The sequence below is a fragment of the Anabaena sp. FACHB-595 genome, assembly GCF_048568275.1.
In the GTDB taxonomy this organism is placed as follows: domain Bacteria; phylum Cyanobacteriota; class Cyanobacteriia; order Cyanobacteriales; family Nostocaceae; genus Trichormus.
The window spans coordinates 4325809-4347904 of the sequence record NZ_CP183473.1 but is presented as its reverse complement, the minus strand read 5'-3'; the positions used below and the strand labels follow the sequence as shown (position 1 = coordinate 4347904).

Here is a 22096-nt window from a genome sequence, read left to right as displayed (position 1 = left end):
ACCTGTCAGTCTATTCTAATTTCCGCAAAGCGTCGCCGGGTTGTTACCAGTGCTGAAACACGATTCCATGCAAGTTTCCCAGGATCAGCCTATTTATTCTGAGGCTCCACTCCAGCTGTTATTGTTCGTCGATGGACGACCCAAGTCCAAACAGCAGGTGCAGCGTATCCGTGCTTACTTAAAAGACTTGCAGGCTGAGTATAACTTTGAACTTCAAATCATTGATGTCGGGCAACAACCATACTTGGCAGAACATTTTAAGTTAGTAGCAACACCAGCTCTAATTAAAATTCATCCAGAACCCAGGCAGATTTTAGCCGGTAGTAACATCATCACCCAACTGAAAAATTTGTGGCCGCGCTGGCAAGCAGCAGCAGATACCTATGCAAAGTTGCAAGAGGACTTGCAAGAACGTGTAGATGATAATGGCCGGGTGGCACAACCTCAATCAACTATCAATTCTGTCGCTGTTTCGGCAGAGCTGTTACGGCTTTCAGACGAAATATTCAATCTCAAACAAGAGAAAGAAAAACTACTAGAGCAGTTACAGTTTAAAGACCGCGTAATTGCCATGTTAGTTCATGACCTCCGCAATCCCCTCACAGCAGCAGCGATCGCTATCGAAACCCTACAATCTAACTACAACCCAGATATCGGCCAATTTCAACGCTTAAAACCCGCCTTAGTAGTCAACCTATTAAGACAAGCCCGCACTCAAGCTAAAACAATTGATAAAATGATTGCGGATCTTTTACAAGTGGGTCGCGGTACTGATACCGAGCTAATTATTATACCACAAAAAACGGAAATAGGGTTACTCTGTTTAGAAGTACTAGGAGAATTGCGCGATCGCTATACCACCAAAGCGCAAAAAGTAGAAACAGACATTCCCCAAGATTTGCCCTGTGTCTATGCCGACCCCGAACGCATCCGCCAAGTACTGATAAATCTGCTAGATAATGCTATAAAATATACTCCAGAAGGCGGCACAATTAGTATTGCTGGACTACACCGTACTACCCAAAAAGTCCAATTTAGCATTGGCGATACCGGCCCCGGTATTCCCAGCGACAATCGAGAGCGTATATTTGAAAACCACTATCGCTTAGAACGAGATGAAGCCAAAGAAGGCTACGGTATCGGTCTTTCTTTATGCCAACGCATAATACGCGCCCACTATGGTCAAATTTGGGTAGACTCCAACCCCCACGGTGGAGCGTGGTTCCACTTCACGTTACCCGTTTATCCATCTTAGAGATTGGGGATTGGCGACTGGGGACTGGTAGGGCGCAAGGGGAAAAGAAAACTATTGACTATCTTCCCATTGACAAATACGGTTCCGTCCTGATTCCTTAGCTTTATAAAGTGCTTTATCTGCCGCCGCAATCAAATCAGAAGGTGAAGATTCCCAGGTAGGAGTTATAGTCGCAACACCCATGCTGAGAGTAATATGTTGACTCACAGCAGATTTATCGTGGGCAATTTGCAAATCTCTGACACTGGTTTGTATGGCATGGGCAACATAAATCGCTCCTTTTGCATGAGTGTATGGCATAACCACGGCAAATTCTTCCCCACCATAACGGGCAACTAAATCCTGGTGTTTCTGAGCCTTGTAGCTTAAAACCGCACCTACTTTTTGTAAACAAATATCCCCAGTCGGATGTCCGTACTGGTCATTATAAAATTTAAAATAATCAATATCACACAAAATCAAAGACAAGGGAGCGCCTTCCTGTACCAAGTTAATCCACTGCGTATTTAAATAATTATCAAAGCGGCGGCGATTAGCTAATCCAGTTAAACCATCCACATTGGCTAAGTGCTGTAAGGCCATGTTCGCAGCTTCTAACTGTTTATACACTTGTGCTTGCTGTAGTAATCTTCGTAAGCGTTGGCGCAACACAGCCCAATGAATTGGCTTAGTAATATAATCAGTTGCGCCAGCTTCAAAAGCACGATCAACAGATTCTGCATCATTTAAACTAGTGATCATCAGGATAGGTGTACGTTCCCACAATCTAGATATCACCGTATTTCCTAAGCCAGAATCAGTATCTAAATTTGCCAACGCGGTAATTAGATTATTTCTAGCAATTTGTAGTAATTGTTTACAGCACGTAAAACCATCCATTACAGGCATCATAGCATCTAGCAACACTATATCTGGTTTAACAGCCTCATAAGCGTCTAGACACTGTTTACCATCTGTAACCTCTACCACTCGATAGCCTTCTTTTTCCATAGCTTCACGCAACAGCATTCGGATGGTCTTGTCATCATCAGCCACCAAAATTACGGGAGGTTTTTTAGAAAGAGAATATGGGCTTATGCCTGACATGAGATGCGTTCCGTAGAAAATCAGAGTTCTGGGGACTGAAAAACAGAGAAAAGCTTCACCTCCATAGTTAAATTACCTATAGTCATAATTTCAGCAAAATCTTGGTGAGTGTGTAGAAAAAAGTTTGTACAGCATTCATCAATACTGAAACGGATAGCAAGCCTGTATCTGTTGTAGCTATAGACTTCTCGATAATTTGTAACCCAGAATCTGGAGTAATACTAGGTTGGATATACATTTAATGGCAGAACAAAGGTAGTTGTTTATTACACTGGATTCTTTATAGGCATGATAAGAAATATTACTGTTATAGTTCCCTCCTAATAAAGCGTAATTGCTCTATTAAGCAAAACTTTAAATGTGAACCCCAATTTTTCACTACAGGGGTTATTTTGTATATAAACTTAAAAAAATAAAACAATATATGAATCGCCAAATTACAAGGGAAATATTTCCCAAACCCAGGACTGCTCTCACTTAAGTTGCAGCGATTGAAAACATCCTGAAAGCTTGACAATAGTGGGTATTCAAGAAAATTACTTAGATTATATAAGTTTATTATCAAGCTATTAACACAATAAGTTATTACTGTTATTAATCAGCTACTTAATTAAGTAAGATTCCTGTTGACAAACGGATATAAAAATATATTTTTATATTTAAAATATAAGTAAATATACTATAAAGTCGAGAGATCGGCATACCTAGTTGCTGAAGATATCTGGATTTTAAAAACTGATCACACACTACAAAAGTTACTTTTTACATACATCTAGATGAACGACAACATTGTGATAGATTTTTATAAAAATCTCATTTATCTTAGTAGAATCCCTTGAAGTAACTTAGAGCATCCTTGCAATGCCAGATCCGTTAATGTATCAACAGGATAACTTTGTTGTCTTAGAAACCAACCAACCGGAACAGTTTCTCACCACAATAGAATTACTAGAAAAGCTCAAGGGGGAATTAGAAAAAATTAGTTTTTCGGATTTACCCCTTGAGCTACAAAAATTAGATTCTTTGCCAGCCCAAGCCCAACACTTGATCGATACCAGTTGTGAGTTAGATGTAGGCGCGGGAAAATATTTACAATGGTACGCAGTGCGGCTAGAAAAGTAAGTTTTTAATTATTTAGTTATTGGCGATACTTTGAGCTATTGGCTCTTGACTAAGAGTAATCAGGGCTAATTCGATTTTATCTTCATCCACTTGAGTAATTTTTATCTCAACTCCTGGCCCAAAGTACTTAGTCATTTTTTCTTGCTTTTGTTGCCAATCACTGAATGGTATTTCAGGCGAGTCAAATTCCAAAATTAGGGTATAAGCACCATTAGTTTCTGTTTCCCGTAGACCTGTAACTATGGGTCTGTCTTCATCTGAAGGACTTAAACCTAAGTAAGACAGCGCTCCATCTAAGTGAGCATTCTGTCCGTAACAATATCGAGTGATATCTTTACGGATTTTATTTTGGGTCACAGTCGCTTGCTGTTGGCGCAAGAGTAACACTGACTCTTTTGTCGTCTGGCTAAAAGATATGGGCTTGAGTTCGTTAGCCTTGAGAGCTAGTCCTCCTAAAAGTAAAGGAAACCCATAAAAGAATCCGACCAGGTTTAGTGTGGCATTATTTGCAGCATAGGCAACAAACCCCATGATGGTTAATATGCTGCCGATGCTTAAACCAATTGTTCCCAAAGAGATTTGGCGTAACATGAGATAGTATAAATTCTTAACACATTAGTTTTATTATCATCTGTTATGAGTGACAACTTAGGGAAGAGTCGCTGCTCAAACCCTTGATTTTCTCTCTTATGCCAGCTACATAACGAGCCTTTTTTGAGTTAACTTTAAATTTGAAGCCGATTTTAGGATACAAAAATAATGGATTTGCCAACTCTCAAAGAAAGAATTACAGCAGTTCAAAGTAAACGTGAGTACTTACTCAGCCTTCTAGAACAACCGAATCTAGGCATTTTAAGAGTTGATGTTAATCAAGCGTTGGAAGAATTGGACGAATTGATTGAAGAATATAGACGCACTATTCCCGAAACAGGTAACAATTAAATAAAATTGCGTCGGTCTGACCGTCAAATAACGATTTTACCGACGCTTCTGAATGATAAAATTTCTTCAAGTCCCCATCTTCAAATATACCGATTTAGTTAAGCGACGTAGCTAAGGCATTTATTTGGAAATGGAACTATCCCCCCCACGTCTTCCCAATTCTCTTACCAAAGCAATAAGTTCCTTGGTAGGCACATCTTTTTTACAAACATCATCAAAGTTAGAAGTTATCTTTGTGTCAGGAAGATTTGTATCCTCTACTGACGAATAAGCTAGTATTTGCGTGTTAGGGGAAATGGCTTTAATATGACCAGAAGCGCTCCAACCGTCCATGACTGGCATTTGTAAGTCTAGAACAATGACATCAGGATGACTGTCTCTCACCATTTCTATCGCTTCTTGACCATTACTGGCTAGACCGACTACTTGGATATTTTCCTGACTAGAAAAGGCTAATTGCAAGGTTAAACGAGTCAGTTCATGATCGTCAACCACTAGAACCTTTAAGGTAGAGGACTCACAAGAGAACATTAACATTCCCAGGAATAACTAAATACGATATTTTCCATAGTTTATGGGAACAGGTACCAATGATTACTCTATCCTATGGTTGAATAATTTGTGTTTAACCATAAAGATTAATTAGAGTAATTGTAAAAAATTAATGTTTGTAGGGAAATTTGGTTGATTTAATTGTCTTTATATGCAGAACTTTTTGGTGAATCGATCAGGTTTGTAGCGATTCCCGTTGAACGTAAAGCCATATTCATGAGAGTTTTCTGTGAGTTAGTTTCTGGACAATTTTCTCCTGGAAGGCGTTGAATGTAACTACCATCAGCTTGTAAATCCCAAGCTTGACGATTATCAGCCAGCAAAATTCCCAAGATTTCTTGCAAATCCTTGGCAATATCTGGGTCTTTTATGGGGGTAATTACTTCTACTCGCCGATCTAAGTTACGGCTCATCCAATCGGCACTACCAATAAAAATTTCTTCTTGTCCATTGTTATGGAAATAATAGATACGGGAGTGTTCTAAAAAGCGGCCGATAATGCTGATAATGCGAATATTGTCACTGATATCTTTAATCCCTGGACGCAAACAGCAAATGCCCCGAATAATTAAATCGATTTGTACTCCCGCGCTGGAAGCTTCATATAAGGTGGTAATAATTTGGGGATCAACAAGGGAATTCATTTTTGCTACTATGCGACCAGAGAATCCATTCTGGACGTTGGTGATTTCCCTGCGGATTAATTCCAAAAAGCGATCGCGCATATTTACAGGCGCAACCAACAATTCTCGATAAGACTTTTGTCGTGAATACCCTGTCAAAAAATTAAATAAATCGGTGATGTCAGCACCTAATTCTTCACGACAAGTAAATAAGCCTATATCTGTATAGAGTCGTGCCGTTTTTGGGTTGTAGTTGCCGGTTCCAATATGCACATAGCGGCGCATCCGGTCTTTTTCTCGCCTTACTACCATCACAGTTTTGCAGTGAGTTTTTAGACCCACTAAACCATAGACGACGTGAACTCCAACTCTTTCTAATCGTCTAGCCCAATAAATATTATTTTCTTCATCAAATCGGGCTTTAAGTTCTACCAAGACTGACACTTGTTTACCATTTTCTGCCGCCGCAATCAAGGCATTGACGATGGGCGAATCTCCCGAAGTCCGGTACAGTGTCATCTTAATTGCTAAAACATTCGGGTCATGGGCTGCATGGGTAATGAAGCGTACAACCGTAGCAGAAAAAGATTGGTAAGGATGGTGTACGAATAAATCTTTTTCTCGAATTACAGAAAAGAAATCTTTACCATCTTCCAACTCTAAAGCATTTGGGTCTACGCTTGGTTCTCCCAACCGTTGTAGACGGGGAACTACTACAGATTGGCGTGGTGGATCTTTGAGTTCTGGTAATGGTAAAGCCATAAATGACATTAAGTCACGCAATCCTAACAGTCCCTCTACCTCGTAGACATCTTGTTCTGTTAAGTCTAGGTCTTGTAATAACCTGATGCGTATTGCTTGTGGGGTTTGGGATTGAATTTCGATTCTGACTGGAGAACCACCCATGCGGCGTTTTCGCAGTTCTTGTTCTATCGCTAATAATAAATCATCAGCTTCATCTTCTTCGAGGGCGAGGTCAGCATCGCGGGTAATGCGGAAGGGGTGATATTCTTGGATATTCATCCCTGGAAATAGGGAATCTAGATTATGAGCGATCGCCTGTTCTAATGGTACACCTACCCAGTTAGCTGCTTGTCCGTTCTCCTGAAATGCTAACTCTGGCGGTAATGGCAAAAATCTAGGAAGAACGCTAGGAACTTTGACTCTGGCAAAAAATTCTTCTTCTGTGTCGGGGTTTTTCACCACAACAGCTAAATTCAAGCTGAGATTAGAAATATAGGGAAATGGATGGCTAGGGTCAACAGCTAGGGGTGTCAGAACTGGGAAAATTTGGTCTTCAAAGTAATTATCTAGATAACTGCGTTGTTTTTGAGTCAAGTTAATATAATCCAAAATATGGATACCATGACTAGCTAACAACGGGCGAATTATTTGTTCACAATGTTGATGTTGTTTGGTAACTTGGGGTATGAGATTCAGCCGAATATCATTTAGCTGTTGTTGAGGTGTCCGCCCATCGGGGGTTAACTGGCTAACCTTTGCTTCTACCTGTTGTTTCAATGCTGCAACCCGCACCATGAAAAACTCATCCAAGTTAGAACTAAAAATTGCTAAAAATTTAAGTCTTTCTAATAGTGGTGTGCGCGAGTCACAAGCTTCATGTAAAACTCGGTTATTGAATTCTAACCAGCTTAACTCTCGGTTAAGATAGTATTGAGGATCGTTTAAGTTGATAGAATTAGAGCTTTTTTTTGATTTAGGCATGGCGATCACAGGCTAACCTGATGCAGCCCATTGAAGGGGAGAACAATTCATATCGTAGATGAAATGGGGCATTAGTCAATAGCCCTAATCCCCGGTTCTCAATGCCTAATCTCTAAGGTTTGGGAATATTTAAATCATTGGGTATTTGCTTAACTGCTGCGGAAATTGGTAAGCGTAGATTTTGGTCGTAGATGAAATCTTTACTAATTGCTACTTCTAGTTGCGGGAGATCTTCACTATTAGTTACGTTTACTTGTTTGGGAACGCGCAGGGTGTATTTACCCACAGGTAGACCATCTATCCGGTAAAGACCAAATTGGTCAGTCATGGCTGTAGTAACTTGTTTACCTTCAACGTCAATTAGTTCTACTTCGACTTCTGACATTGGTTGACCTGATATATCAGTAATTCTACCTGCCACACCATACTCTAATCTGACGGGGAAATCTAACTGAGTTACAGCTGCACCTGCGACTTCAGCCACAATGGAAGTTTTTCGCAGGGAAACTTCTATTGGTAACTCATCTGGGTCAAGCTGCACTATGTAATTACCTTCTCGCAAATTACCCACAAAGAAGTTACCTTGAGAGTCAATTCTTGCACCGCCAACACTGCGACCTCGGTTATTGAAGACTTGGACTAGGCCACCACTAAGGTCTGTACCATCTCTGCCACCTTCTACCACTATTCTGCCAGCGATCGCACCTCTATCTTTATTGATGGAGCTATATTGAGATGGTGTAACTCTGCCACCCGCGAAAGATAAGTCTGATATGAGTGATATAGTCAGGCGATCGTCACCAATACTACCAAAAATGTTTCTATTTCTAGAGGGAATACCTTGATAATCAATAGATGCGAGTAACCCTGGCAATATCCGCATACTAGCACCGACAACTGGGCCTACTTCCCCATCTCTATATCCCAAGCCCAAGCGCCAACTCAACCCAGAAAGACTAGAAGCACTACGATTCAATATCAAAGTGTAGCGAGTCGGTAAATCAGCACCAGATTCAGTACCAAAAGATAACAAATACTGTTGGCTAAAGTTATAGCCAAAATTTGTTGTATAGATATCACCTAAAGAATTAAAAGATAGTCTAGTGTTATTTGTTGGTCTATAAAAAGCATTCAATGAATAGCGACCAAAATAATCTGGGGAACCTCTTAAAGATAAGTTAGGCAATGGGCGGAAGGCAAAAGTTGGCAAAATATAGTTATTGGAATTACTTTGATTGCTGAAACTTCTGGCGATTACTCCTAATTCAAAGTTGTTACTAAAGCTATGCTTAACATCTATACTGTGATTTTGACGATCAAGAAATTGATTTCTATAGAAATAACCTTGTGGATAAAATTCAGAAGTTCCCAAAATCTGCCAGCGCTCTAACTTCACATCTAAATTCGCTGCATAACCTAACTCACCGCGAGAAGTTCCCACGTTTGCAGAAAGAATTACCGGCGGTGCTAAACGCCAAGCAAAACCTGCTTGTGCTTGCGTTGTCTCAGGTAATAATTGTACAGAGCCTTCCACACTAAAGTTGTCAGAAAGACCTTGACGCACCTGATAAAAACCAGTAAACCTACCAACCTCCGGAGCGCTAAAATCATCAAATAAATTATTTTGTATCCAGTTACCAGTTAAACCTAAACCTGCTATCTGCACATTCCCACCGGCTGGTAGTAATAAATCAGAAGCATTCAGCCTTAAAGAACGAATTTCAATAGGTACACCTAGATTATTCCGGTCAAATACCAAAAGTTCAATATCGCTGCTTTGGCTACTAGGTAAATTAATATCTAAAAATTCGTATTCACCACTTAATCCTACCTGTTGTTGAGCAACAATAATTCCACTCACTCTTAACTGAACAAAACTAGCAGGAGAAACTACCCCACGAAATGTTTGTACAGGTTGAGAACGCCTGGGTAAAAGTTCACTAGCACTGAAATTTGTATTAAATCTATCTGCCGGAAGATTTGTGTAACCAACTTGCGCTCCAGTAAAATTTACCCCACTGAATAAAGGACCTAGTGAAATTTGTTGGCGACCTAATTGATAAAGCATTCGCCCTGAGCGTTTAAAGAAAAAATATTCAGTTAAATCAGGTCTGTCAACAAAATTATTATCTAACCGTAAACGCCACGCCCCACCTGCTAAACGTCCACCTAAAAGTGTAGAACTTCGCCAATTAGTTCTGCCAGAATTGTTGTAATAACCTAATTCTTGCCTTAAGCTAGATAAACCACTGCTAGGAGCTTTCACTTCTGGTTGTAGATCAATAGCTTGGTTATTAGACTGACTACGTCTCAACCAAGGTAAATCAACATTTAAAGCTAAGTCTGTTGTTTTTAGTTCTAGATTTGTTAGTAATCTTTCTTTTAAAAACAGTTCACTAATATAAGTAACACCATCAATTTTTCTTACATCAGTCTCTGTAATATTTATCACACCTAATGGTGTCTTGAGTTGAATTATCTCATTATTTTTTTCTAGTTCTAAACCAGTAATTTGAGCAAAATCCTCAAGGGGAATAAGTAAGCTATTGTTTTCTGGTATGACTTCTAAAGTACCGATTTCACGCTCATTGACAAATACTGCCACCAACAAAGTTTTAGCATTTGCTAAAATATTATCTATTGGTGCTGGCGCATTTGTTTGTGGATTATTTTTTTCACTTGAAGCTTTAGGGTCTTGAGCAATTAAATTAACATCACTTAAAGCCTGCTTTTCTTCAGCAGGAATTACCCTTCCCGTATTATTTTTGCTATTTTTATATTCTTGAGGAATTACAACATTATTTTGAGCTATGTTCGTATCCTCTAGACCTACGTTTTCCAAGGTAGGTAAATCCCTATTATCCTGTTTTTTAATAAAGATTTTTTGTGGTTTTTCTAAATAATTGGACTGACTTATTTTCTTGTTGGATACTTCTAGGAGATTCTTATCTACAGGATTTTCAGTTATTGCAATACTGGCATTAATATGCTGCCATTTTATATTTTTGTTCAGTCCCCCTTCATAACAAATATTCTGTAACCCACCATCAGAAAATTCAGGTGCTAATGTTTCTGGTGGACTGGGTGTTGGTATGTTTCCGAAAACTACTTTATTTTCATTATTGACACTAACATCTGATAACGCCTTACAAGAGCTACTTTCAGGCTGTAAAATTGGAACTATCTGGGGAGGTGTTGCAGGTTGGTAGAACATAAAACTAAAGCACAAAAATTCGTATAGGTAGCCTAAAAAGCTTCCCGATTACAAAATGATTTTGGGAAGAATCAAAACTAGCTTTTAAGTAAGCAAAAGCTATCTGCGTTGTTGAGAATTTCTCAGTGAATTTCTGAGTTGCTCAGATGTAGGTTGAATCCGAGGACGATTAGTAGCAACTGGATTATTTTCTGGCACTGTAAATGGTATGCCTTTTTTAATCGCTACGCCATTCAAATCTCCCTTGATATCCAACACATATTTACCGGGTGGTAAATCCTTTTTAATGGGTAATAAAACTTGGCGACGACTATCAGGTAATACAGGTGTTGAAGGTAATAATCCTGCATGTACCACAGGCTCAGGTATTTTTGTTTCTGGTTTACCTATATTAGCTATGGGTTGGGTAGCTTCTGCACCAGGATATTGAGCCGCCGGCCAAATAGTGTATTGACCTTGCATATTCACATATCCGTTACCCTGGCTAGAAATATCAAATACGGCATTAAGCGCCTTTGGCTTAGTTTCTACTTTGACAGCATTCAACACACCAACTCGCTTAATATCTCCGGTATATCCGTAAATCGCTATCCCTAATTTACCAATTAAATTTACACCTTTATTGGCGGCAGTACTATCACGTCTTGGCACTTCTTCCACAAAAAGAATCGCTCTATGTTCACCAGATCTAGGTTTAACTCTAGGACGAACCGCAAAGCGAACAGTTTGAGAACCACGAGGGGGAATTGTAAATCGAGAGGGAGTAAAAACAATCCATTGTTCTAATGACTGTTCCTCAGCAGGAATGATTTGTAATTTATTTTGTTCAGTCATCGTCCACGACTGCACATAAACTTTCAGTTCGACTGGCTTGGTATCAAAGTTTAAAATGCGAATTGCCTGAGAGCTTGTTTTTTTACTAGTAATATCTACATGAAATTTGGATGGTGTGACACCAAGATTCACTGCATTTGCAGGTTGTAAACCTAGAGCTAATGCTCCCATTAAACCCAGGGTAATATTTTTTAATTTTGGTAACATTTGATTTAATCTCTTCACTTGCAAACAGACTATAACATCACTTTTTTGGGAAATTTAATTGCTAGAAATTAACGACGCTCTACTAATACTGTTAATTCCCCAGCGTAATTGCCAGCAAACTGAGCATTAGAAATGTCCATTCTTAAGCGCAATCCGCCTTGTACCAGTGCAGTATTACTATTGAGATCACGGGAAATCTCCATAATAGGTAGAGGTTCTAAGATGACTTGCACAGCAGAATCAGAACGCTGTTCATTACTAACAGCATTAGTTCTACCATTCTCACCTTTCATCTCATAAGTGGCGTAAAGAGAATCAACTTGATCTATGGGAACACGCATCTGCCACACCGCAGGAAATTCTCGAATTACAAAAGCATTAAAATTAGGAGGCGCTAATAAATCTCCTTGATTGCTGACGGAATCACTTTTAGTTGTCAGAGAAATTTCTGAATATCCTATGGGAGGAATGGTCAGTGTTTGAGGAGTAGATAATTCGTAAATTTCTATGGGTTCGAGATTCGAGGTAAATTGTGCTTGTGTGGGAGTCTGAGACCAGAGTAGGATCGCTGCACTCAAGCCAAAACAACTGAACAGATAATTTTTGTAATGCTTGATTTCATGCCATGACATAATTGTAAATTATCCACCTCATAGCCATGTAGAGTAATATTTATTTCCCGACTTTACTAATTGGACAATGTGTTATGTCAAAACTTTATACATTGTCGAGATATGCGGCGGTAGAATAAAAGAAACTCAATCTTAATAAAGATAGGAAACTACTGCCTCAAAAATGTAGTAGGGAAGATAGCCCCCATGTTTCAGGGGGTTAAAGCATTGATTCAGAAAGCTAATCAGTAAACTGAATCGTATAGGCAATAGGAGATAAATCTGCTTTTTACTTGCGAGGTTTGAGGCAGTTTATTTCTCCTAATGTCATTAAGGAAAAAATCAATAGACTACGGTCTAAAAGCTTCAACTGTGATGTTGCCTGTGTAAGTCCCAGCAGAGATGGTGCCACTTGCAGCCGCTAGGTCTAATAAAATATTTTGAGCAGTGGCATTAATTAAACCTTGAGCAGTCTGTGTAGATGGATTAGCGCCGTTAACTGCAACGTTAACTACTCCACCACCAGGTCCAACAAGTCCACCACCAGGTGTTGTTACTTGTACTTGGTAGTTCCCTGTAGGAGAATTAGACCAAACAACGTAGGCACTGGGAATGGTTTTTACGACAGGGACACCATCTGCAAATCCTCCAGCAAATGGAGAATTAGTATCAACTAGACCAGCACCATCTTCAAGATTCTGAGTTCCAGTAAAAGCAGGAGGGTTGCTTCCTGCTACTGCGTTTAATGTAGCACCGGTCAAATCAGCAGCATCGATTGTTAAATCAATATCTGTAATTGTTCTCAGATACAGAATTTCGGGAACGGATACGTTAACGGTAATATTGCTCTGTGGACCACTACCTTGAGGAATTTGTGCGTGAGCAGGAGCAGAAACAATTGCAGTACCTAAAGCAGCAGCACCAAAAGCGGCTAGAGCTAAAAATTTGTTCTTCATGATGAAATAAGTCTCCCTATAGTTTGTGTTTGTGTCAATTTGTATTGACTGTTAGTAAATCTGATTCAATCAATGCGATGTTTGGCTACAATTGGCTGAAATCTTCGTGAAACTGCAACCATTTATGGATGTTTATCGTTCAGATAGATTTTGTCTTTTAAGCATCACCTCCTTTTAAATTACGTATAATTCCGTGCCGTTAGCCCCGTTAGCGGTGAAGAACAGTTTCGTACCAACGACAGTGAGCGAAGCAGGGTTAGCATTTCCTGTAGGGTTAATGTTGCTAACCTTGCGTGTATTTAGCTCTGTGCCGTTACTGAACCACACCTCTCGATTGATACCATCTGAAGCGGCAAAAGCGAGAGTACCATTGAAGTTGACGAGGCCAGTGGGAAGACTGTCAGCAGCACCACTTGAGATATTTCTCACTACTGCTGTGTTGGCAAATGTACCATCTGTTTTCCAGAGTTCTAAACCAGAAATCGGATCATTTGCTACAAAATAGAGCGTGTTGTCCACAGCAGTTAAAGAAAAGGAACCTAGACCCAAGTTGGGTGCCTGTCCATCGGTTCCAATAATATCGGTTCCAGCCGCAGTACCATCACTCTTCCACAGTTCCAAATTAAAGTCATTGTCGCTATCTGTGACAAAATATAAGGTATTACCAACGGCCGTCAGAGAACTAGGGGCAAAAGAATTATTACCTGGGGTAATATCCTCCAAGAGGCTGGCTGTAGTGCCGTTTTGATACTGCCATATTTCATGTCCACTCGTGCCATTGTTGGCGGTGAAATATAGAGTATTACCAACAACTGTCAAGTTACGAGGAGTTGATTTTGTTATTCCCCCTGCACTTATAACCTGTGTACCACCGATAGTTCCATCGGTTGACCAAAGTTGACTATTGTTTTGGGCTGTGAAGAAGAGTTGATTATTAAAAGTAGTAGTAAAAGTGGGTGTACTACTATTAGAAAAACTTGCGTTAACATCTACTAAATTAACGTTTGTGCCATTATAAACCCATAGTTTCCTGATGCTATCATTATCAACGGCTGTAAAGAAAAGTTTGTTTCCAGCGACAGTTAAATTACCAGGATTAGAATTGCCAGCACCAACATTAATGTCACTAATTCTGTTGACTGTAGTACCGTTATATTCCCACAGTTCTCTACCGAAAGTGTCATTACTAGCAGCGAAATACAACCTATTGTTGAAAACTATCAGATTAGTAGGGTTAAAGCTACTGATATTACTCAAACGAGTAGTTATATCACCGTTACTGCTCCATAGCTGCACACCATTTATACCATCATTAGCTGTGAAATACAGTGTGTTGCCTAATGTGGTAAGGTTTGCAGGATCGGAATTACCAGTAGGATTAATATCTTGAACTAAGAGAGCTTGGGACTGGGCTGTGATATTCAAATCATAGAATGTATTAGCTAAACCAGAAGTATAGACACGAATAAAGTAAGTACCAGCACCTAATATGGTGTTGATGCTTTCGTTGCTATTTCCAGTTTGGTTAGATATAGCTACTTGTGTACCACCAGAGTTAAGTATTTGCACATCTGCATTAACTAGTTGTGGATCTAATAAATAGCTATTCAAAATACTTAGATCAAGATTGATTTCTGTAGTCCCATTTACTGTGAATTTATAGTAATCGTTAGTATCTATATTGCCTACAAATTCATTGAGAGAAATAGGACTATTTAAGTTCAGATTCAGCGCTAATGTTGTACTGTTGGGTGCTTGATCATTTCCTATTGCTTGAGCAAAACCACTCAAGGTATATTGTGCAGTTTCTGTAGAACCCCGATTAACTAAAATATTGTAAGTACCAGCATTCAAACTCAACCGAACGGCATCTAAGGCTGTTCCTGGCTGAGTTGAACTGAGAATGTTACCACCATTTTGGGTTTGAAGATATAAATTTGCATCTGCTGTCAGGGATGTGAATTGGATCTCTACCAGGGATGCTGAAGCTAGAGTGAACTGATAATAGTCGCTAGAATCTCCGAGACTAACTTGATCCGAAATTATCTCTGAAAAGGTTGCGGGTAGGTTAATTGGGGTAGAAGTATCAGATGTGTTTCCCCCAGCATCTGGTGGATCGGCGCTAAAGTTAAACTCTAAATTATAGTTACCGGGATCTGACTGAGAATAGGCCCGGATATAGTATGTACCAGCTGCAAGACTACGACTTATTGATTCTAATGATGTTCCAACAGTGGCGCTAGTTTGAATAACTGAGTTGGAACTACTTATAAGTTGAAGATCAGCATAGAGAGTATCTGTACCATTCAGACTGTTTAAGTTGATGTCAACTGTTCCACTGTTGGTTAATGTGAAACTATAGTAGTCGTTTTGATCTATAACTTGACCTGAACCACTAACATAATCAGTTACGGGAGTAATGCTAGTAGTGGTGTTAAATGTACCAATATTTCTAGCATTAGCTATTGTATTGTCGTTTATATTGTTTTGCTGAATAACTTCTGCGGAAAGCCGAAGATCATAAGGGGTGGAAATTGAACCAGAGGGGATAAAAGCGTGTGCGTAAAATGGGTTATCTGGTGGGTCAGAAATGCTAAAACGAATTCTCTCTGCCGTAGTTCCAGCATTACTGGAAGCCGCAAGGGAACTACCAGCACTGTTTCGCAAAAATAAATTTACGTTATCTGTTAATCCATCCAGTTCCAGGGTGACTATGCTGGAACTGCTAAGAGTGAATCTGTAGTAATCAGATAGATCAGATGGAATGAGACGGCTGAGGTTATCTTGAAATAAGCTTGGTGTGCTGAGGAGCGAGCCTCCAATCAAGAGTCCAGTGTCTAGGGCGGTTGATGTGCTACTGCCCGGATCGGGGAATGGTGTGGTACCGTTGTAGGTTCCCATAGCTATCTACCTTTTATTATTAGCAACTCAACAACTGCAAAGGCTGTAAAGTATTTTGGTGGCGGTTTAACACTATTTGTTCTTCTTTTTGCCAAATTTCTGCCTGGTTGCATGAAGAACCTGAAAGCCGTTGGGAAGCGAAATTTTAAAATTGGTAGTTTAATCTACTGATAACTGCTGAAAATTTTAATTTTCCCAGTAGAATGTTAGCAACAAAACAAGGATATTTCGGTTGCTTTTGTGTTTGGAATTAATGGTAAAAATATATCGATTAGTTCAGCACGATAAGCTGTTTTATCTTTACATTAATTAGATTTAAGTTTTATTTTTGCTATTGAAGACGAGATTAGAAAAAGAAAATACTTACTACTAGATAATTTTCTTGTTTTGGTAACTATAACTTGGTCACACATTTTAAAATCATCTACAAAAACGGTGCTTGATTTCCTTTAATGCTTGTTTTTCAGAGAAAATTTCCTCCTATGTCAACTGCATCTAGAATTTAACTTTTATACCAGAGAGGTTGCTTCCGAGAAAATACTTAAAAATGTAAAATTTAGCTATTAAGAGTTTAAGCATTATTGAGCCGGGCTGTTATGTATCACAAGTACTAGTATATTCCCCTGTTTTACCAAAGACTATTGCCTTAGAGGAACAATACAACCTGTGGTAAATACTGAAAAAAGAGCAATTTAGTAGGTCATATAATTTGAATTGAGGGATCAGCAAGTTTTTAGTAAGGATTTTAGTCTTAAAAAAATCATGACTAAAATTCTGACTACGAACCGTCAAAACTAATTTGATAGACCAGTAGCTGAGATTTAAAAATGTTCCTGAGCAAAGTTTAATACCTTCCTTGTGGGTGGTTCTTAGTTTTTTGCCATTTTATTTTTTTTACGCTGAGGGATGTAGAGTATTTGCAAGGTTCATTCAAAAAGAATTATTTTGATAGAATCAGGTTTTTTTGTATAGATCAATGTTTCAAGCTACTCGTCGCCGTCTGGCTATTTGGTACACTGCGGTAACTGCGGTATTGTTGCTGCTGTTTGCTAGTGGTGTGTATTTATATGTCCGTAGTACTTTGGTGGAACGGATCGACGATACGCTCAATCATGTAGTGGAAATAGTCGAGCGATCGCTTGTCATTGAACCAGTGAACGGTGAGCCTGAGAAGCTACGTATTAATGTAGAGGCAAGTTTTCGCAACAATGCCAATACTGTAGAAGATGATCACATTGATCTGGAGTGGTTTAGCTCCACTGGTGAATTAATCTGGTCAACTTTTTCTGAACCTTTAAATATTCCTATTCACAGTAACCGCACAGGTGAAACTGTTCATGTTTTTAAACAAGACAGATGGATAAATCCAGGAACGCAAAAGCTTCTAATCCCCACTCAAGATTCAGGACTACTATTGCGACAAGTCACACAACGAGTGGAAATTGGACGGCAAGTTTTGGGATATCTGCGTGTGAGTCATCCTTGGTTTGAAGTAACTAAACCGAGTCGCCAGTTAATTTTTGACTTGGCGCTGGGTACTGGGTTAATGGTGATTTCTGTCGCGGCTAGTGGATGGTTTCTTTCGGGTAAAGCAATGGAACCAGTTGGTGAATCTTACCAACGTCTCAAGCAATTTACTGCGGATGCTTCCCATGAACTCAGAAGTCCCATCACTTTGATTCAAACTAATGTCCAAGTTGCTTTGGCTGACTTGGATTTGACTGAATCTGAGGTTACTACCTCTTCCAATTATCGCCAACAGTTAAAGGTGGTGGAACGGCTAACGCAGCGTTTGGGTAAGTTAGTCAATGACTTATTATTTCTAGCACGTCAGGATGGTGGTGTAAGCAGAGATGGTTTTTCATCTTGTCCGCTTGATGCTTTACTGATGGATGTGGTGGAAGAACAACAGCTTGTAGCTACAGAAAAAGCAATTACTCTGAATCTGCACTTAATTGATCCTGCTGATTTTGAAACTAGCCCTGAAATATTAGAACATTGGTTCACACTGATAGGGAATTGGGATCAACTGATGCGATTATTTACTAATTTGATTGGTAACGCTTTACACTATACCCCCGCAGGTGGTGCGGTAAATGTGGAACTAATGCGTATAGACAAGGTTCGCTATAATACATCACAGTTACAAATTAAGGTGAGTGATACGGGAATTGGTATTCCGACTGAAGCATTACCGCGATTATTTGATCGTTTTTATCGAGTTGATCCTGCACGCACTCATAAGAGTGGGAATGCAGGTAAAGATAATGCTACAGGTTCAGGATTAGGACTAGCGATCGCGCAAGCTATTGTGGAACATCACCACGGTAACATTCTAGTCGAAAGCACTTTAGGTAACGGTACTACTTTTATTGTCACTTTACCCATAACTCTAGAGTCTTAATTTGATAATTGATATTTGTTTCCTGTGATAGATGAATTCTACTAAATTTACATACTAATTTGTTTAGTAAGGCTTGCATTCTTTAGCCATAAATATTGCAGCAAGCAGTTGAATGACCAATAATTTGTCATTTAATATGCTAGTTTTTTGCTGGCAAAAATGCAGGTATAAGAAAACTTTTGGAGGGCTTGATGACAACTTCCATCCCAGAAAAAAATATACCTTTTTTAGAAAAAGTAAAAGCAGAAAGTGGTCTAGGCGATATTTATGATGCCAGAGATATAACTGAAGTGGTTTTTCGGGTCATGCGTGATTTGATGACTACGGAAGCTGCGGACAGAGTTGAAGCAGAATTACATGAACCTGCGGAAGAAAGTGATGATAAATCTCTGCAAATGGAAATTGCAGATTTGTGGCATGATACCAATCCTCTGGTTGGCTTCTTGAGTCGAGTACGTCCACCTTGGCAAGGCCCTGGCATTTTTAAAATTGATAGCGATCGCTTCTTATTTCGGGTAGCTAATGAGGGGGGAATGCAGCCAAATGTAGATAGAGAACAAGTAGTAAAAGCTGTGTTTTCTGCCACAAAAGATGAATTATCACCAGAACGAATTGAAGAAATTTCTAGTTGGTTGCCTGATAAAGTTCGTCAAATTTGGGAAGAAGCTTAACTGAAGTCTGGCATCTTCTTAATAACTGTGGGGTGGGCAATACCCACCTTACGGATACTTAAATTTTTCCGAGAAAATTAATCTGATTCATCTATAAATATTTTCATCATTAGCAACGTAATCAATTGGGATTCATCATCCTAAAGATATAGGTTGACATATACAATTTTTATCCATATTTTCAATCCCAAAGTTAGAGCAAGAAGAAAAGAATAGCTGGTAGATTGAGAATGCTGCTTTTGTAGTAGAGATTTATTTAATTTATTTAAATAAAAAATCTTCCAATTTGCTAAAACTCAAATTTTTAGGAGTAAATTATGAATGTAAACTCTTCCAACCTTCGCAAGTCTGCTGAATTATTGAGTGCAATTTGTGGAGGGTTACTGATGGGTATATCAGCAATTCCTCAGGCAGTACTAGCACAACAGCCAATTAATCAGCAGCCTACTATTCAGCCCAGTTCTAAAGTTAATCCTTGTCCGAGAATTTTTTACGAGCAACCACACAATGAACGGGTTGCAGTACCTCAGGGTTGCCCTCCCAATGCTTTTACTCAAAGACTCATAAATCAAGGATTGCTTCCTCAAAGTAGCATTCCTGTTACGCCAAACGCTGACCAAATCAGAATGGGTGTTGGTGGTGAAACAAGTTCAGTACTAAATCCTAACCCCAGGATTTTTAGTGAAGCTCCCTATGGTCGTTCTCAACGCAGTTTACAAACTGAAGGTGGAAATACACAGCCAAGTGTTCAACCATCACCGCAGACCCCAGCGCCTGGTACAGGACAATCTACTGTGCCAGTTAGTCCCCTACCCTCACCAGGTCAACAACAAAGCCCTAGCACTCGTATTTCTCTGGCGAGCGGTAGAGTAAACGTGAGATTAGTTAATGATAGCGGTGCTAATGTTACTTATCAGGTAATTGGAGACACAGCACCGCGATCGCTGCAAGGTAAATCCGATGTCACACTCCAAGGTTTAGCAGCACCAGTCACCGTCACATTCCAACGGGAAGATGGCGGATTGCTAGAAGCAACTCCTCAGCCTTCCCCACAATCAGGTGTTTTAGAAGTGAGATTGAGAGAAACTACTAACGTTGGTCAAGACAGAAACACGTTGAGAATTGAAAATAACGGTTCCGTGTTTTTGAACTAGTCGGTTGTCAATTGTTAGTTGTTACTTGAGTATAGACTTTTGACTCCTCAACATTTGCGTCAGGCGATCGCGTAAAAACACTTCTTGTTTGTTATCCTCTAGGGTTTGTGAAATTATGATTGCTCTTTCGTAAAAATTACGGGCGGTTGGGTAGTTACCTAGCTGCTCGTATAATTTTGCGTAGGATTCAAAGGACTTTAATTCTTCTCGCAGATTTTGTAATTCTTGAGCGATGGTTAAACGCTGTTGTAGCAAGTCAAAGGCGCGTTCATAACGTCCGACAGCGCTGTGAGCTGTGACTAAACCATCAATGGCGCGTAATTGGTTAGAGCGATCGCCTAGAGTTTTGGCAATCCTCATAGCTGCGCCATAAGTACCAATTGTATCTGGGTAATTGCCAGCCGCTAGGTAAGCATCGCCTAAGTTATTTAAAGTATTCATTTCTCCTGGTGCGTCCCCAGTCCGACGGCGGAAAATTAAAGCTGTTTCATAAAGTTTGATCGCCTTGTTGTAATCTCCCAGCCTAGACGATACAAGACCCAAGTTACTCAAGGATAGTCCTTCACCATCAATATTTTTCACATTGTCAGCGATCGTGTAGGCTTCTTGAATTGTTTCTCCGGCGGCTTTGGGTTCACCTGCTTGTAGTAGCAACGTGCCAAGATTATTCAAGGCGAAAATTTGTGATTGAAAGTCTTTAGTATCACGAGCGATCGCTAACCTTCGTCGTAATGCGTCTTCACCTTCTTTAAAACGTCCTAACTCAATATAAGCTTTTGCTAACAAATTATAAGTTAAACCTTTTGCCCTCAGATCACCAATCAGGTGATAAATATCCAACGCTTGCAAACCAGAGTCAATGGCTTTGTCTGCATATCCAGCAGCATATTGTTGTTCAGCCACCCGTAATAATGAGTCTGCTTCATCTCTAGATTGCCGTCCCATAGAACTATTAACAGGACGATGGAGTTGTTGAGTAATATCAGCCGCACCTGCGGTCGCGGGGTGCAGCAACGAAGTCAAAATTAATAGGTAAAAACAAAACAACTTGTAGCTCTTGGCTTTAGTGCTAGGGAATAAATGCTGTTGTGTCATAAAACTTACCCATGAAATTGCGGTTTTAAGTAAAAGCTGGCAGAAAAGTTTTATTATGTCAGCATGAAGACTAGCAGTATACGCGTATATACTTAACCTATGACTTAACCAAATCTTCGCCCAAGTAGATAGTGCGGATGTCTGCGGGTAATTTGTCCTCTAGCATACGATAGCCTTCTTGGAGAAAATTGGCTACTTCAGCAGGTGTTACCTTTTCCCCTTCTGCTTGTAGATAAGCAGCAATGCGAGTTTCGCTCCAATGAAAGGTTTGCGCCATCAAAACCATCAACCGTAACATGGGGGGCAGTTGGTCTAATGCTTGTTCGACATAGCACCAGAGTGGTGGTGAAGTTGCTTGCAGAGAATAGTGAATGGCTTCTGTTGGGGGTAATTGAATTTCGTTGATACAGTAAGCTGTGATATTAATCAGCCAATTTTGTAAGGTCAACCCCTCTTGACCTGGGAGAGGATTTTTTAAATCCAGTCCACCAAGTTCGTAATAGATATGTCGCCAAGTCAGAGCAAAAAGATAATCGGCCTGTACAGGCGATCGCGCAGAATGTTGAATCAACGTGTAGACTATTGGGCTATAACGGCAGAAAATCACTGTAAAGTACTTACCAGCATCGGGATGATACTGAAACAGATCCAGCAATTCTTGGTCACTGTGGTGAAAAAGAGACTTTACCAGTGGGTGATTAGCTTCAGAAAAATGAGGAATTTGCATAACTTTGGCCATTGATA

Annotated in this window: 18 protein-coding genes; 6 read left to right on the top strand and 12 right to left on the bottom strand. The window is 39.7% G+C overall.

Annotated elements, in window-relative coordinates; genetic code table 11:
• The first annotated feature begins 49 nt into the window (after positions 1 to 49).
• Positions 50 to 1255 carry a histidine kinase gene (locus tag ACN222_RS18020; protein WP_010997749.1) on the top strand — a complete coding sequence of 402 codons (1206 nt, stop codon included), beginning with the start codon at positions 50 to 52 and terminating at the stop codon, positions 1253 to 1255.
• A 51-nt stretch (positions 1256 to 1306) separates the two neighbouring features.
• Here the strand turns inward: ACN222_RS18020 and ACN222_RS18015 are convergent, their stop codons facing one another.
• The gene (locus ACN222_RS18015) at positions 1307 to 2341 is read right to left on the bottom strand and encodes a response regulator (protein ID WP_010997748.1); all 1035 of its coding nucleotides are present in this window, start codon (positions 2339 to 2341) and stop codon (positions 1307 to 1309) included.
• Positions 2342 to 2423: 82 nt separating this feature from the next.
• Complete coding sequence (locus tag ACN222_RS18010; RefSeq protein WP_010997747.1) at positions 2424 to 2579, bottom strand: hypothetical protein; 156 nt, start codon at positions 2577 to 2579, stop codon at positions 2424 to 2426.
• 623 nt (positions 2580 to 3202) lie between these two features.
• Between ACN222_RS18010 and ACN222_RS18005 the strand changes: the two genes are divergently transcribed.
• On the top strand, positions 3203 to 3463 hold the full coding sequence (locus ACN222_RS18005; RefSeq protein WP_010997746.1) for a chlororespiratory reduction protein 7: 261 nt from the start codon (positions 3203 to 3205) through the stop codon (positions 3461 to 3463).
• 12 nt (positions 3464 to 3475) lie between these two features.
• On the opposite strand, the gene ACN222_RS18000 is transcribed toward ACN222_RS18005, so the two are convergent.
• Positions 3476 to 4054, bottom strand: coding sequence for a DUF2854 domain-containing protein (locus ACN222_RS18000; RefSeq protein ID WP_010997745.1), 579 nt, complete (start codon positions 4052 to 4054; stop codon positions 3476 to 3478).
• A 168-nt stretch (positions 4055 to 4222) separates the two neighbouring features.
• Here ACN222_RS18000 and ACN222_RS17995 point away from each other — a divergent pair, with 168 nt between their 5' ends.
• Positions 4223 to 4405 carry a hypothetical protein gene (locus ACN222_RS17995; protein WP_010997744.1) on the top strand — a complete coding sequence of 61 codons (183 nt, stop codon included), beginning with the start codon at positions 4223 to 4225 and terminating at the stop codon, positions 4403 to 4405.
• 120 nt (positions 4406 to 4525) lie between these two features.
• Here ACN222_RS17995 and ACN222_RS17990 read toward each other — a convergent pair whose 3' ends face one another.
• The 7 genes from ACN222_RS17990 to ACN222_RS17960 all read right to left on the bottom strand — a co-directional run bounded on the left by ACN222_RS17990 (position 4526) and on the right by ACN222_RS17960 (position 16028).
• Entirely contained in the window at positions 4526 to 4942 is a 417-nt protein-coding gene (locus ACN222_RS17990; protein WP_010997743.1) for a response regulator, read from the bottom strand.
• 152 nt (positions 4943 to 5094) lie between these two features.
• On the bottom strand, positions 5095 to 7305 hold the full coding sequence (gene ppk1, locus ACN222_RS17985; protein WP_010997742.1) for a polyphosphate kinase 1: 2211 nt from the start codon (positions 7303 to 7305) through the stop codon (positions 5095 to 5097).
• A 112-nt stretch (positions 7306 to 7417) separates the two neighbouring features.
• Positions 7418 to 10519: a carboxypeptidase regulatory-like domain-containing protein gene (locus ACN222_RS17980; RefSeq protein WP_010997741.1), complete on the bottom strand. Its 3102-nt coding sequence runs from the start codon at positions 10517 to 10519 to the stop codon at positions 7418 to 7420.
• Positions 10520 to 10618: 99 nt separating this feature from the next.
• Positions 10619 to 11560, bottom strand: coding sequence for a molecular chaperone (locus tag ACN222_RS17975; protein ID WP_044521823.1), 942 nt, complete (start codon positions 11558 to 11560; stop codon positions 10619 to 10621).
• Between the two features lie 68 nt (positions 11561 to 11628).
• The gene (locus ACN222_RS17970; protein ID WP_010997739.1) at positions 11629 to 12192 is read right to left on the bottom strand and encodes a hypothetical protein; all 564 of its coding nucleotides are present in this window, start codon (positions 12190 to 12192) and stop codon (positions 11629 to 11631) included.
• 329 nt (positions 12193 to 12521) lie between these two features.
• The gene (locus ACN222_RS17965) at positions 12522 to 13127 is read right to left on the bottom strand and encodes a hypothetical protein (protein WP_010997738.1); all 606 of its coding nucleotides are present in this window, start codon (positions 13125 to 13127) and stop codon (positions 12522 to 12524) included.
• Between the two features lie 174 nt (positions 13128 to 13301).
• Positions 13302 to 16028: a pre-peptidase C-terminal domain-containing protein gene (locus tag ACN222_RS17960; protein WP_010997737.1), complete on the bottom strand. Its 2727-nt coding sequence runs from the start codon at positions 16026 to 16028 to the stop codon at positions 13302 to 13304.
• A 976-nt stretch (positions 16029 to 17004) separates the two neighbouring features.
• Here ACN222_RS17960 and ACN222_RS17955 point away from each other — a divergent pair.
• The 3 genes from ACN222_RS17955 to ACN222_RS17945 all read left to right on the top strand — a co-directional run bounded on the left by ACN222_RS17955 (position 17005) and on the right by ACN222_RS17945 (position 20257).
• A complete protein-coding gene (locus ACN222_RS17955; protein WP_010997736.1) occupies positions 17005 to 18432 on the top strand; it encodes a sensor histidine kinase in 1428 nt (475 codons plus the stop codon).
• 191 nt (positions 18433 to 18623) lie between these two features.
• On the top strand, positions 18624 to 19103 hold the full coding sequence (locus tag ACN222_RS17950) for a DUF2267 domain-containing protein (RefSeq protein ID WP_010997735.1): 480 nt from the start codon (positions 18624 to 18626) through the stop codon (positions 19101 to 19103).
• Between the two features lie 317 nt (positions 19104 to 19420).
• Positions 19421 to 20257, top strand: a complete 837-nt coding sequence (locus ACN222_RS17945; RefSeq protein WP_010997734.1) for a hypothetical protein — start codon at positions 19421 to 19423, stop codon at positions 20255 to 20257.
• Between the two features lie 21 nt (positions 20258 to 20278).
• Here ACN222_RS17945 and ACN222_RS17940 read toward each other — a convergent pair whose 3' ends face one another.
• Together ACN222_RS17940 and ACN222_RS17935 are read right to left on the bottom strand one after the other, a co-directional pair.
• Positions 20279 to 21352: a tetratricopeptide repeat protein gene (locus ACN222_RS17940; protein ID WP_096637170.1), complete on the bottom strand. Its 1074-nt coding sequence runs from the start codon at positions 21350 to 21352 to the stop codon at positions 20279 to 20281.
• 97 nt (positions 21353 to 21449) lie between these two features.
• A complete protein-coding gene (locus tag ACN222_RS17935) occupies positions 21450 to 22079 on the bottom strand; it encodes a sigma-70 family RNA polymerase sigma factor (RefSeq protein WP_190449811.1) in 630 nt (209 codons plus the stop codon).
• Positions 22080 to 22096 lie beyond the last annotated feature (17 nt).